The 12,841-nt window shown below is 42.4% G+C and carries 13 protein-coding genes and 1 pseudogene; 6 read left to right on the top strand and 8 right to left on the bottom strand.

Translation table 11 applies throughout. The features are described 5' to 3' along the window. Positions 1 to 40: 40 nt before the first annotated feature. The 3 genes from C8D94_RS09655 to C8D94_RS09645 are packed head-to-tail and all read right to left on the bottom strand — an operon-like array spanning position 41 to position 2,026. Entirely contained in the window at positions 41 to 574 is a 534-nt protein-coding gene (locus C8D94_RS09655) for an RsmD family RNA methyltransferase (protein WP_115123743.1), read from the bottom strand. Continuing rightward, positions 571 to 1,323, bottom strand: a complete 753-nt coding sequence (locus tag C8D94_RS09650) for a DUF3822 family protein (RefSeq protein ID WP_245946264.1) — start codon at positions 1,321 to 1,323, stop codon at positions 571 to 573. Before C8D94_RS09650 ends, C8D94_RS09655 begins: the two co-directional genes overlap by 4 nt. 40 nt (positions 1,324 to 1,363) lie before the next feature. After that, positions 1,364 to 2,026, bottom strand: a complete 663-nt coding sequence (locus C8D94_RS09645; protein WP_115123741.1) for a hypothetical protein — start codon at positions 2,024 to 2,026, stop codon at positions 1,364 to 1,366. Positions 2,027 to 2,155: 129 nt separating this feature from the next. Between C8D94_RS09645 and C8D94_RS09640 the strand changes: the two genes are divergently transcribed. From C8D94_RS09640 to C8D94_RS09620, 6 genes and pseudogenes are all read left to right on the top strand, one after another. Further along, positions 2,156 to 3,586, top strand: coding sequence for an ATP-dependent DNA helicase (locus C8D94_RS09640; protein WP_115124033.1), 1,431 nt, complete (start codon positions 2,156 to 2,158; stop codon positions 3,584 to 3,586). Between the two features lie 89 nt (positions 3,587 to 3,675). Beyond that, a pseudogene (kdsB, locus tag C8D94_RS15470) lies at positions 3,676 to 4,386 on the top strand (3-deoxy-manno-octulosonate cytidylyltransferase); the annotation flags it as partial. 45 nt (positions 4,387 to 4,431) lie between these two features. Further along, complete coding sequence (locus C8D94_RS15465) at positions 4,432 to 5,490, top strand: iron-containing alcohol dehydrogenase family protein (protein ID WP_245946290.1); 1,059 nt, start codon at positions 4,432 to 4,434, stop codon at positions 5,488 to 5,490. Between the two features lie 9 nt (positions 5,491 to 5,499). Next, the gene (locus C8D94_RS09630) at positions 5,500 to 6,036 is read left to right on the top strand and encodes a 1-acyl-sn-glycerol-3-phosphate acyltransferase (RefSeq protein WP_115123740.1); all 537 of its coding nucleotides are present in this window, start codon (positions 5,500 to 5,502) and stop codon (positions 6,034 to 6,036) included. Positions 6,037 to 6,215: 179 nt separating this feature from the next. Continuing rightward, the gene (locus C8D94_RS09625) at positions 6,216 to 7,238 is read left to right on the top strand and encodes a hypothetical protein (protein ID WP_115123739.1); all 1,023 of its coding nucleotides are present in this window, start codon (positions 6,216 to 6,218) and stop codon (positions 7,236 to 7,238) included. A gap of 115 nt (positions 7,239 to 7,353) precedes the next feature. Beyond that, positions 7,354 to 8,772 (top strand): choice-of-anchor B family protein, encoded by a 1,419-nt coding sequence (locus tag C8D94_RS09620; protein WP_115123738.1) that lies wholly within the window; start codon positions 7,354 to 7,356, stop codon positions 8,770 to 8,772. A gap of 48 nt (positions 8,773 to 8,820) precedes the next feature. On the opposite strand, the gene C8D94_RS09615 is transcribed toward C8D94_RS09620, so the two are convergent. From C8D94_RS09615 to gcvT, 5 genes are all read right to left on the bottom strand, one after another. Continuing rightward, positions 8,821 to 9,555 (bottom strand): YebC/PmpR family DNA-binding transcriptional regulator, encoded by a 735-nt coding sequence (locus C8D94_RS09615; protein ID WP_115123737.1) that lies wholly within the window; start codon positions 9,553 to 9,555, stop codon positions 8,821 to 8,823. 116 nt (positions 9,556 to 9,671) lie between these two features. Next, a complete protein-coding gene (locus tag C8D94_RS09610; RefSeq protein WP_115123736.1) occupies positions 9,672 to 9,953 on the bottom strand; it encodes a 4a-hydroxytetrahydrobiopterin dehydratase in 282 nt (93 codons plus the stop codon). A 12-nt stretch (positions 9,954 to 9,965) separates the two neighbouring features. After that, complete coding sequence (locus C8D94_RS09605; RefSeq protein WP_115123735.1) at positions 9,966 to 10,829, bottom strand: sugar nucleotide-binding protein; 864 nt, start codon at positions 10,827 to 10,829, stop codon at positions 9,966 to 9,968. A gap of 1 nt (position 10,830) precedes the next feature. Next, complete coding sequence (locus C8D94_RS09600) at positions 10,831 to 11,745, bottom strand: glutaminase (protein ID WP_115123734.1); 915 nt, start codon at positions 11,743 to 11,745, stop codon at positions 10,831 to 10,833. Then, positions 11,745 to 12,827: a glycine cleavage system aminomethyltransferase GcvT gene (gene gcvT / locus C8D94_RS09595; protein ID WP_115123733.1), complete on the bottom strand. Its 1,083-nt coding sequence runs from the start codon at positions 12,825 to 12,827 to the stop codon at positions 11,745 to 11,747. The genes C8D94_RS09600 and gcvT overlap by 1 nt, the downstream gene beginning before the upstream one ends. Positions 12,828 to 12,841 lie beyond the last annotated feature (14 nt).

Below are 12,841 nucleotides of genomic sequence, written 5' to 3'. Positions count from 1 at the left end.
TTACCAACATTGAAGAGAAAGGGGATTTCATATTCTATAGTTATGCAAAAAAACTAAACACAGATCCGCCATATTTTCTATCCTCTTGAAAACGAGAAACTTCGCTCAAATCTATGTGTTTGCTATGTTCAATAATAAGTATTCCTTCAGGCTTTAGCAAATTATTCTGAAAGATATTCTCTGTTAGCGTTATGAGTTGCTGAAGGTCAAAATCATAGGGGGGATCTGCAAAAACCACATCGAAGGGAGGATGGGAAAGCTCGGTATATTTAAAAACATCACTTTTTATAGGGGTGATGGGAAAGGATAGTTCCTCAGCGATCTTCTGTATATATCTTACACAACCAAAGTGAGCATCTACACTAGTAATATCCTCGCAGCCCCTTGAGGCAAACTCGAAACTAATGTTCCCTGTCCCTGCGAACAAATCCAACAATCGAACCTCCTGGAAATATAACCTGTTGTTCAAAATATTGAAAAGGGCTTCCTTGGCAAAATCAGTCGTGGGGCGTACCGGCAGATTTTTGGGCGCAATAAGGCGCTTCCCTTTATGCGTGCCAGAAATTATTCTCATAAGAAAGCAGTTTTAAGAAGTACATGTTGGTGGGGCTTTGCTTCTTTTATGGAGACAGAATTTTCTGTACTTAAAATTTCAATATTACGTATGTAGGTGTAAAGAATGGCAAAATTTGCATCATCCTCTTCAATTTCGCCTAACATCTTAGTTTCTATACTATCTGGCATAAGCTGTAATTGTTCTAGGGCAAATAGAACGTAGTAGGCAAGGTCTTCGGGTGTCTTGAATGGATACGAATTGCACAGCACCAATGCCCCCTCTTTAAGTATCACGAGATCGAAATGGTCATGGAACATTTGTATGTAAGCTCTCGTTGCAAAGCGGGTAGCTTCCTTTTCGAATATATGCTGAAGTAGGAGCGTAGCAGCGTGATAGTATTGAAAACTCCCAAACGTTTCATAGAGATAGTTGTTCACGTTCACAAGCGGAATGTACACGATGTTGAGCTCTTGGGAGGTCAATGTATCGTACGCGAGATAATCTCCAGATAGTATCTTAGCGTTGAACTTAAGATATTCACTCAGTCTTTTTTCGTCAAAAAGGGAATTGGGCACAAGGGTATAACTTGTATTGGCATACACGACCGAGACCTCCTTACAGTTTTTAAGTGCTGTTTCGTTCTCGATCTCCTTCTTTATTTCAAGAAGGATTTCCTCTGGGGTATATTGCGAACGAAATTTTTTTTCCGAAAAATAGAGGGCTTCTCCCTGGCCTTGGGATGTGGCCAAAAAAGAAAGTCCGGTCAAAGTAACTTGAACGGACAGTCTTGTATGAGTGCTTTGTATGTTATTGGTCTCTTGCAGTTTCTAAGTTTTTAGGCCAGTTTCCACTAGTGTTCACTTCGTCCATGGAACCTACTTTGATAAACTCACCGTTCACCCCATCTACCGATACCACTTGTAGCTCTTGGGCCAGAAGGTCTTTATCAAGGTCTGAAAGCAATACCTTCTTAGAGACTTTTGCTTCAAAAACGGAATAATTTACATCGTTCTTCAAGAATTTACCTGCTTGCATTTCAATCTCCTTGTCTACACCTTCTACAGGGATGTTCATCATGTTTTTGTAACGGTCTGTACCATTGTACAATGAATCCTTTACTGAAGTATAGCCCAATGTATCGGTAATGATCTCTTCAATATAGTATCCTTCATCAATCCCGAAAGCTTTGTTTTTCTCCACATCGGCATAGCTGGTATCACGTCTTTGGGTTATAGCGAACTTTGCAGTGTCTATAAAACGAACCAAACTATCGAAACTTCCAGTAAAATCACCAGTGATCTCTTGGTGCGCAAGCTGTGCGGCTTGTATATCCTGTAAGTTTACAATTACTTTTTTATAGCGCGCTTCCTTGATCTTGTTGAACTGGATAGGTCCCGTAATGGAGCCATAAAGTTTCCATCCTAAAAATATAATGGCGATCCAGAGCACAATTTGAAGTATAATTTTCATCAGAAAAGAGGATTTAGTTTAAAAGGTTAATCTTTTTTGGTCTGTCACAAATCTACAATTTTTTTTTATTTGGTATTGGAAAATTGGAAAAAAACCTACCTATATTTAGCCTTTCAATCACCTTTGTTCATGGATAGTTCCCGTTTATATAGTTTGCTGAAACATGATTTTGCCCATACGCCCACTGCAAAACAGGAAGTTACCCTTCAACTACTTTCAAAATTTGTCTTGAGCAAAAACAAAGACGAAGTCTTTTTGTTAAAGGGGTACGCAGGTACGGGAAAAACAACCCTGGTGGGAACATTGGTGAAAAACATCTGGAAGGCACAGCTTTCCTTCTCGTTACTTGCACCTACGGGAAGGGCGGCCAAGGTGATAAGTAATTACTCAGGGAAACAGGCACTTACAATACATAAGAAGATTTACCAACCCAAAAGTGAGAGCGGGGGCGGGGTCTCGTTCACGCTTCAAAAAAACAAAGGAAAAAATATCCTCTTTATAGTAGATGAAGCTTCTATGATACCCGATGTAGCCCAAGAATCCAGATTGTTTGAAAATGGTTCCTTGTTGGACGACCTCATGGAATACGTATACAGCGGTACCAATTGCAAGCTGCTCCTAATAGGTGACACCGCCCAGTTGCCACCTGTAAAATTATCGTTGAGTCCTGCGTTGGAAAAACAAACACTGGAAAGCCATTACAACAAGGACGTAGTCGCCATAGAACTAGATGAAGTAGTGCGCCAGGGAGCCGATAGCGGTATTCTATACAACGCAACAAAACTGCGGGAAGTCCTGGAAAGTGGGTTTTACGAAAGCTTCAAGTTTGCACAGGAACAGTTTCCAGAGGTGGTGAGGCCGCAGGACGGGCACGAGCTCTTGGATGCCATAAGCGACTGTTACCACGATGGTGGCAATGAGGATTCGGTGATTATTGTTCGGTCCAACAAAAGGGCAAACCTCTATAACCAGAATATTCGTAACCGTATCCTCTTTCAGGAGGAGGAGCTCTCAGCTGGGGACTACCTCATGGTGGTAAAGAACAACTACCATTGGGTAAAACCAACCTCGGAAGCTGGTTTTATAGCAAATGGCGATATCATCAAGGTGCTAGAAATCTTCAGTATAAAGGAATTGTATGGTTTCCGTTTTGCTGAAGTTTCCATACAGATGATAGATTACCCAAAGATGAAACCGTTTGAGACCGTATTGCTTCTAGATACGTTAACTTCAGAAACCTCTTCACTTACCTATGAGGAATCCAACCAGCTGTACCAAGAAGTCATGAGGGATTACGAAGCCGAAAAAAGTAAGTACAAAAAGTTCTTAGCGGTAAAAAAGAACAAATATTTCAATGCCCTACAGGTTAAGTTCTCGTATGCCATTACCTGCCACAAATCGCAGGGAGGACAGTGGGATACTGTTTTTGTGGAGCAACCGTACTTGCCCAATGGGGTAGATAAAGATTATTTGCGATGGTTGTACACGGCTGTGACCAGAGCGAAGAAAAAGCTATATTTAATAGGGTTTAAGAACGAATTTTTTGAGGAAACCGTGTAAACCTTTTTGGAATTTGGGCATCTTCTAGTCATAATTCTCTATTTTTGCTCACTTCAACAGAAAAAAACCAAGATTTGAAAATTATTGCAATGATACCTGCACGCTACGGAGCTACCAGATTTCCTGGAAAGCTAATGCAGGATTTAGGGGGGAAGCCCGTAATTGTGAGAACTTACGAAGCCACTAAGGCCACGAAACTCTTTGACGAGGTATACGTGGTTACCGATAGCGAGATTATCTATAACGAGATCGAGCTCAACGGTGGCAATGCCATCATGAGCAAAAAAGAACACGACTGTGGGAGCGACCGTATAGCCGAAGCTGTTGAAGATATGGATGTGGACATTATAGTAAACGTTCAAGGTGATGAGCCCTTCACGAGCAAAAAAGGCTTGGAGCAGGTGCTGGCAGTATTCAAAGGACCTGATGCAGAAAAGATAGACCTCGCTTCCTTAATGACCGAAATTTACGACTGGAAAGAAGTGAGCGACCCCAACGCCGTAAAGGTAGTTGTGGATAAGGATAACTTTGCCCAGTACTTTTCCCGTTCGCCCATACCGTATCCAAGGGACAAGAATATTTCAGTACAGTACTATAAGCACAAGGGTATCTATGCCTTTAGGAAACAAGCGCTCATGGACTTTTACAACCTGCCCATGCGTGCGTTGGAAGCTGCTGAGAAAATTGAGTGCATCCGCTATTTGGAATATGGCAAGAACATAAAGATGGCCATCAATAATAACGAAGGAATAGAAATAGATACTCCTGAAGATTTGGTAAGAGCCAATAGGGTGTTGAAAGAAAGCTCAGACGTTACGGTGAACAACAAATACCGAAACTTCCCAATGGTGCCAAAAGTAATTTTTGGTAGCGGAAGTTTTGATCAGTTGCCTTCCATCTTGGCTCCAAAACGAAAGGATAAGGCTCCTTTCATCTACCTTGTGGACGATGTCTTCAAGAAAAATGAAGAATTTTTAAATAGGTTACACCTACGTTTTAACGATAAGCTCCTATTTGTTTCAACAATGGAAGAGCCCAAGACCGAACAAGTTGATACCATTGTAAAAAATATTAAAAACGAATTCACCTATCAACCCTCTGGTATCATAGGCATTGGAGGAGGTAGTGTACTGGACCTGGCAAAGGCAGTTTCCTTATTGCTCACCAACAAAGGAAGTGCATCCGACTATCAAGGGTGGGATTTGGTAAAGAACAAAGGTGTGTACCACGTGGGAATCCCAACGATTTCCGGTACCGGTGCCGAAGTATCCCGTACTGCAATCTTAACGGGCCCTGAGAAGAAACTGGGCTTAAATAGCGATTTTACACCCTACGATCAAGTAGTGCTGGATCCAGACCTAACTAAAGGTGTGCCCAAGGATCAATGGTTTTATACAGGGATGGACTGTTTTATCCACTGTGTAGAATCCCTAAACGGAACTTTTCTGAACGCTTTCAGTGAGAGTTATGGTGAAAAAGCTTATGACCTTTGTAAAGAGATTTTCCTTACCGAAAATTTGACCGATGAAGAGTCCAGGGCAAAATTAATGATGGCTTCTTGGCACGGCGGTATGAGTATTGCATACTCACAGGTAGGAGTAGCACACGCAATGAGCTATGGTCTCTCCTATGTTTTGGGAACAAAGCACGGAGTGGGCAACTGTATCGTTTTTGACCATTTGGAGGAGTACTACCCTAAAGATGTAGCGCTCTTTAAAGAAATGGTGAAATTGCATGATATTACCATTCCGCAGGATGTTTGTTCTAACCTTACCGAGGACCAAATGGAGAAAATGATAGATATCGCATTGAGCTTGGTACCCCTTTGGGAAAATGCCTTGGGCGATGATTGGGAAGCTATTATGACAAGGGACAAATTGAGGGCACTCTACTTAAAAATGTAAACTCGTTATTTGGGACTTTCAAAATTTATATTCAATAAAGTTTTAGGCTGGAACATAGCGGGCAACTTCGATGAATCTATCAAGAAATCTGTTATAATCGTTGTGCCGCATACCAGTTGGCATGATTTCTATATCGGTGTTTTTGTACGCCGCATCCAGCAATTGAATATACACTTTGTGGCAAAGCGCGAACTGTTCAAACCACCATTTGGCTGGTACTTTAAGTGGATGGGAGGCGCATCACTGGACCGCACCCCGGGACAGAACAAGGTGGAAGCCATTGCACAGGTTTTTGAAGGTAAAGAAGAATTCAGGTTGGCCCTGGCACCAGAGGGTACCCGTAAAAAAGTGCTGAACTGGAAAACAGGGTTCTATTTTATAGCTGTAAAAGCCCAAGTACCCATAATCCCTGTTTCTTTTGATTATGGTACCAAAACCGTCACCATAAACCCCCCATTTCATCCTTCAGGAGATATTGAAAAGGATATGCCTATCCTTCGAAAATTTTATGATGGGGTTGTGGGCAAAGTTGCTTCCTATAGTTAATTCCATACTGTAAATTAACAAATCATTATACAAACAAAGCGTTAAGTTCTGATAATCTTAATTTTTGTAACTTCTTGATAATGAGTGTAGATGCTGTTAAATTTCGGTTAATGCGTCAAGGTGTTTATGGTCCTTTGGGATAAGGGGCTTATCTATGATTCAAACAAAAATGAAATACTATGAAAACACTAAAAATTTTAACACTATCAGCTTTTGTTTCCTTAGGCTTATTTGCTTGTTCAGATGACGACGACGGAGACATTACGGCAAACGACCTGAGCGTAAACCTTTATGCTACCAGTAATACCTCTGGAAATGTTACTGCCTACAAATTTGAAGACGATGGAGATATAGAAATAAGAACGCTCCTAACAAATGCAACCGATGCAGAAGGAATATACGTAGACACCAGTGCCGATGAAATTACGATTGTAAACAGAAGCAATGGAAATTTAGAAACCTATGACGACCTGGATAGTACAGACGATGGCGATGCGCTAGAGCTGGAAGCGGGAAGTCCTACTGAATTGGGTAGCCCGAGAGATGTTGCCGTTTCAGGTAATATTTATGTAGTTGCAGACAATATGGATGTAGATGGAGACGAAGCTACTGTAGACAATAGGTTGTGGGTATATTCAAGATCTGATAATACCTATACACTCACCACTGTCCTAACAACCGATTTTGCCGTATGGGGAATCGAATTTGTTGGTAACGATCTTTATGCCGTGGTTGATAAAACGAGCGATGTAGCTTTATTTGAAAACTTTACGACCAATTTTAATGTTACAGGTCCCGTTACCCCTACAAAGCGAGTTACTATTGAAGGTATAGTAAGAACCCACGGAATAGGGTTCGACGATGGAACAATGATCCTTACCGATATTGGAGACGCCATGTCCGATAGTGATGGTGGCTTCCACATTATTTCAAACTTTGAGAGTAAATACAGTACTGTTGATAATGGCGGAACACTTGCCGTTGCAGGAAACCAAGTACGTGTAGCTGGGTCTAATACATTTTTGGGCAACCCCGTGAATGTAGATTATGATGCAGAAGGGAATACCGTATACATTGCCGAACGTGCCAATGGTAGCGGACGCATACTGGCATTTGTAGATGCAGATGTGGGAGGTAATATTGCGCCTACGGTAAACAATAGCCTGAACGGTGCATCTTCAGTATATTATTCTGAAGACTAATACCACAATTATAGATAATTTTGAAAGGAGCCTCATTGAGGCTCCTTTTTTATTAAACAACCTTTCGCATTGCTTTAAAAACTTTTGTTCGTAATTTTACTGAAAACGTACTACCATGAAAAAACTTTCCGCCATCATTCTCTTGTTATTTACATTTGGTGCTATTTCACAAACGCCCTGTGAAAGTGGTACGGCAGGCCCGTTTGATTGTAATAACTTGGATCTGTTGTCGCAAATTCCGTTGAGTACGTTCAGTTCGGTAAAGGCAAACGATTCCTGGGGATGGACAGATCCACAGGACGGGAAAGAGTATGCCATTATCTGTTTAAACGAGGCTACAGCGTTTGTTGATGTTTCAGACCCCTTAAACCCCATCTATCTTGGACAGTTACCTGGTGAGAGTAATGAGCACACTACATGGCGCGATGCTAAGACGTATAACAATTTTGTATTCATAGTTAGCGAAGACACGGGACACGGGATGCAGGTGTTCGATCTTACCAAGCTTCGCAATGTTCCAAATCCGCCCGTTACATTTACTAAAGATGCTTATTATGATGAATTTGGTAGCGCCCATAACATCGTGATCAATCAAGAAACAGGTTTTGCGTATGCTGTAGGGACCGATACATTTGGAGGTGGCCCCCATTTTGTGGACATACAGGACCCGTTGAACCCTGTGGCTGCTGGCGGATATGCAATGGATAACTACTGTCACGACGCACAAGTTGTTATTTACAACGGTCCCGATACCGATTATGCCGGAAGAGAAATTCTTTTTGGGAGCAATGAGACCGAAATTGTAATAGAAGATGTTACCGATAAAAACAATGTAACCACCATTTCTACGATAGACTATAACAACGTACACTATACCCACCAAGGCTGGCTCACTGAGGACCAACGGTTTTTCTTGCTGGGCGATGAGTTGGACGAAATCAATATTGGCGGAAACTCAAGAACCCTCATTTTCGATTTTGAAGATCTGGACAGTCCATCGTTCCATTTTGAATACGAAGGCCCCACTGGAGCTACAGATCATAACGGGTATGTAAAGGGCAATTTGTTTTATCTGGCAAACAACGCCGCAGGACTTCGAGTAGTGGATATTTCTGAAATTGAAAACAGTACTATGGAAGAAGCTGGTTTTTTCGATAGCTATCCAACCGATGATGCTGCAGGTTTCAATGGCTCATGGAGCGTCTATCCCTATTTCGAAAGTGGAAACATCGTTATTAGCGATAGGGCAGAGGGGATGTTATTGGTAAGGCCTTCGGGAACTTTGTCGGTTCCTGAAACTACGGCGCAAACATTTTCAGTGTATCCTAATCCTGCAAATGCTGCATTGAATATACAGGCAAACCAGGATTCCATCGAGGCCATCACGGTTGTGGACGGCACGGGAAAGAGGGTATTTGCTGAAACGTATGACAATGCATTAGCTACAACAATAGTAGACACTACGACTTGGGCGAGTGGGTTGTATGTTGTTACGATAAATAAAACAACTAGCTATAAGGTAGTGAAGCGATAAAGTCTATTTTTTAAATAGAAAATTTTAGATATTCGAAATGAAGAAGACTTATTCTTCTGAAGACTCCTCCATAGTGTGGTACACATTCTGTACATCGTCGTCTTCCTCTAGTTTTTCAATCAATTTTTCCACATCTTCCATTTGCTCTGGGCTAAGCACTTTGGTAACCTGTGGAATGCGCTCAAAACCTGAAGAGATTATCTCAATGTCGTTTTCCTCGAGATAGGCCTGTATGTTTCCAAAGCTCTCAAAAGGTGCGTAGATCATTACGCCCGGCTCGTCTTCATCTTCATTGTTGAATATTTCCTCAACCCCAAAGTCTATCAGTTCCAGTTCTAGTTCCTCTAGGTCACGATCTCCCGCATTGATCCTAAAATTACACACGTGATCAAACATAAACACTACAGAGCCAGAGGTGCCTAAGCTGCCATCGGTTTTGTTGAAATAGGAGCGTACGTTTGCTACGGTGCGGGTATTGTTATCGGTAGCGGTTTCTATGAGGACGGCAATCCCGTGTTGTGCGTATCCTTCAAAAATAACTTCTTTATAGTCACCCTGATTTTTGTCGCTCGCTCTCTTTATGGCACGCTCTATATTGTCCTTGGGCATATTTACTGCCTTGGCATTCTGTATCACGGCACGCAAACGGGAATTGGTATCTGGGTCTGGACCGCCTTCCTTCACGGCCATCACGATGTCCTTTCCAATTCGTGTAAATGCTTTGGACATTGCGGCCCAACGCTTCATTTTTCTTGCTTTTCTAAACTCGAAAGCTCTTCCCATAAAGAATTATTTATAGTTTGTATCCCCGCCCGGGCAGGAAACTGTTTGAATTAATAACGATTCTCAAATATAGAAATTCAGAAATCGATTTTCCAAATTTTGTAGCTGAATATTTGTTACCCTATGAGGGTATCTATAACGCTGGCAAACTCAAAATCCTTATCGGTCACGCCGCCGGCATCGTGGGTGGAGAGGGTTATGTGCAGTTTGTTGTATACGTTGGTCCAATCTGGATGGTGCTCTAGGCGTTCTGCTTCAAAAGCAATACGGGTCATAATAGTGAATGCTTCCTTGAAGTTTTCAAACTCAAAAGCAGTGTGCAAGGCATTCTCCTCGTATTCCCAGCCTTCAAAATCTTTTAATTTTTCTAGTATTTCTTTTTCGGTATAGGTTTTCATAATAATTTTTCTTTAGTTCCTAAAGGTACTAATTTCTTCTTTTAAAGTACAAGCATCTATCACTTCGGCCACGGTAGTTCGGTAAGGCTTGGGTAATTTGTTTTTTTTGGGAAGGATGGCAAGATAACTATCCTCGTTTCTTTGGAATACGCTTTTAAATATAGGCGGTTCGTCTCCCAACTTCTCGCAGAGTTCCTTGAAAAGATCCTCGTGGTGTATAATGTCCTCACTGGCCAAGTGAAAAATTCCGTCCAATTGCTGGTTGATGATAAAGTGAACCTGTTGTGCCACTTTATCGGCAGTGGTAATGCTTATGATAAGGTTTGGAAACACCTCGAAAGCTGCCTTGTGCTTGCTGGCCTGGCGTAGTTGTACCACACGGGGCGATGTAACGCCCAGCACCATGGGAAGCCTTAAAATAGTGGTTTGCGCAGGGATTTGCTCTAGCAATAAGCGTTCTATGGAAGCCTTGTGGCGACCTTGTACACTTTCGGGTTTTGGGGGGTCGCTCTCGTAACTTGGAAACTGGTGCAAACCATCAAAAACTTCAGCAGAAGAAAGAAAAAGAATGCGGCTTTGGTGGTTTTCAGCGACATAGTGAGCTATCTCTTGATGTGTATTGTACGATGCCTTAAAATCACTTTTAAATGCTGAAATGATAACGGTGGGTGAAATTTCAGCTAAAATTTCAGCAATACTATCTTTTTCAGCACAAAAATTAAAAAATACCTGATTTTCAGCATACAACCCCTCTTGCGTGCAATAGGTCCCGAACGTCCTGAAATAGGAGAGGAGCTCACGGTACAGCGCATTGCCTATAAAGCCACTGGCTCCCAGAATTAGGATGGTATGTTTGGTTTTGGGGATACGGGGCATCTTAAAATATTGAAGCTTTTGTAGCCGTGGTGAATTTTTCCAAGGCCATCATCCCAAGGTAGCTGTTTCCTTTTTCATTGAGTCCTGGCGACCAAGTGGTAATGATGAAGTTGTCTGGCAAGAGCGCTACTATCCCGCCACCTACACCACTTTTCCCGGGCAGGCCAACCTCAAACGCAAACTCGCCTGCTTCGTCGTAAAACCCACAGGTGAGCAAAATGGCGTTGATTCTCTTTGCCTGTGTAGCCGTTAAACAAGGGGTTTGTTGTAGACAAACGCCTTTATTCGCAAACGGGAAGAACGCATTGCTCAATTGCTCGCAGGTCATTTCCAGACTACATTGATGGAAATAGAAATCCAGTACGTCTTCCACTGGGTTTTCAAGATTGCCAAAAGATTTCAACAAATTAGCAATGGCAAAGTTGGTGAAACCGGTCTCCATTTCTGAAGCGGCCACTTGAGGGTTATAGTCTATGGAATTGTCGTTTGCCAATTGGCGTACAAATTTTAAGAGTTCTGCCTTGGGATCATCATAGGTTGAAAGCAAGCAGTCTGCCACCACGATGGCCCCAGAGTTTATCAAAGGATTACGTGGAATACCTTCTTCCTGTTCCAATAACGCCAAATAATTAAAAGGATTGCCAGAGGGTTCCACATCTACACGATTCCATAGTTTGTTCCCCTGGTTCGCAAACGCCATGGCAAGGGTAAAAACCTTGGAGATACTCTGTATGGAGAACTTGGTGTAGGCATCGCCCACGCCAAAATTATCGCCGTGAACCCTATTGAGATAGATGCCCAATTTAGTTTTCTCAACCTTCGCCAATTCTGGAATGTAGCTGGCTACCTCGCCTTTATCCTCACGTTGTAGAAGTTCGTTGTAAATGGTATTTAAAATTTGCTGGTAGTCTGCCATTAGCCTTTGTAAAATGGAGTTTTAACAACGGTTGCTGGGACCTTGTTCTTACGTATCTGTATAAAGATTTCAGTGCCGGGGGCGCTTAGTTCTTTTGTAACGTAGCCCATCCCTATACCTTTATTTAGTGATGGTGCCATGGTGCCGCTGGTTACGTTCCCAATCACATTGTCTTCGTTGTCCAGGATATCGTACCCTTGGCGAGGAATACCACGTTCCTGTAGTTCGAAGCCCACCAACTTTCTACGGATACCGTCTATTTTTTGTTGCTGTAAACTTTCAGAATTTATAAAATCCTTTGTGAATTTTGTGATCCAGCCCAACCCAGCTTCAAGCGGGGAGGTAGTATCGTCTATATCGTTTCCGTAAAGGCAATAGCCCATTTCCAACCGAAGTGTATCCCGTGCAGCCAAGCCAATAGGTTTTATGCCAAAATCTGCTCCTGCCTCCAGAACTTTATTCCATATTTGTTCTACTTCGCTGTTCTTGCAATAGATCTCGAATCCGCCACTCCCGGTATAGCCCGTAGCACTAATGATCACATGCGCTATTCCCGCAAAGTCTGAAACCTTAAAAGTGTAAAATTTTATAGCTGAAAGATCCTCTGAGGTAAGCGATTGCATAGCCTCAACAGCTTTAGGGCCTTGGATTGCAAGCAACGAATACTCTTCGGAAAGGTTGCGCATTTCGGCACCCATAGTGTTGTGGGAAGAGATCCAGTCCCAATCCTTTTCAATATTGGAGGCATTCACTACCAGCAACCATTTTTCGGCCTCTAGGCGATATATGATCAAGTCGTCCACAATGCCGCCATCTGCATTGGGGAGGCAACTGTACTGTGCCTGTCCATCGATCAATTTTGAAGCATCGTTACTGCTCACTTTCTGTATAAGCTCCAATGCTTTGGGACCCGTTATCAAAAATTCACCCATATGGGAAACATCAAAAACCCCCACAGCGTTGCGAACGGTTTCGTGTTCGGCTGTAACGCCTTCATAGGAAACTGGCATATTATAACCGGCAAAAGGGACCATTTTTGCTCCAAGAGCTTCGTGAACGTGGGATAAGGCTGTGTTTTTCATCTAGTTTTGTATTT

This window comes from Marinirhabdus gelatinilytica (assembly GCF_003353425.1).
GTDB lineage: Bacteria > Bacteroidota > Bacteroidia > Flavobacteriales > Flavobacteriaceae > Marinirhabdus > Marinirhabdus gelatinilytica.
This window is presented reverse-complemented; position numbering and strand designations above follow the sequence as displayed.

Excerpts from the sequence above, each read along its gene's own strand:
- C8D94_RS09655 (WP_115123743.1), bottom strand. The coding sequence starts at position 574 with ATGAGAATAATTTCTGGCACGCATAAAGGGAAGCGCCTTATTGCGCCC.
- C8D94_RS09645 (WP_115123741.1), bottom strand. The coding sequence starts at position 2,026 with ATGAAAATTATACTTCAAATTGTGCTCTGGATCGCCATTATATTTTTA.
- C8D94_RS09640 (WP_115124033.1), top strand. The coding sequence starts at position 2,156 with ATGGATAGTTCCCGTTTATATAGTTTGCTGAAACATGATTTTGCCCAT.
- C8D94_RS15465 (WP_245946290.1), top strand. The coding sequence starts at position 4,432 with ATGGTGCCAAAAGTAATTTTTGGTAGCGGAAGTTTTGATCAGTTGCCT.
- C8D94_RS09625 (WP_115123739.1), top strand. The coding sequence starts at position 6,216 with ATGAAAACACTAAAAATTTTAACACTATCAGCTTTTGTTTCCTTAGGC.
- C8D94_RS09620 (WP_115123738.1), top strand. The coding sequence starts at position 7,354 with ATGAAAAAACTTTCCGCCATCATTCTCTTGTTATTTACATTTGGTGCT.
- C8D94_RS09615 (WP_115123737.1), bottom strand. The coding sequence starts at position 9,555 with ATGGGAAGAGCTTTCGAGTTTAGAAAAGCAAGAAAAATGAAGCGTTGG.
- C8D94_RS09610 (WP_115123736.1), bottom strand. The coding sequence starts at position 9,953 with ATGAAAACCTATACCGAAAAAGAAATACTAGAAAAATTAAAAGATTTT.
- C8D94_RS09605 (WP_115123735.1), bottom strand. The coding sequence starts at position 10,829 with ATGCCCCGTATCCCCAAAACCAAACATACCATCCTAATTCTGGGAGCC.
- C8D94_RS09600 (WP_115123734.1), bottom strand. The coding sequence starts at position 11,745 with ATGGCAGACTACCAGCAAATTTTAAATACCATTTACAACGAACTTCTA.
- gcvT (WP_115123733.1), bottom strand. The coding sequence starts at position 12,827 with ATGAAAAACACAGCCTTATCCCACGTTCACGAAGCTCTTGGAGCAAAA.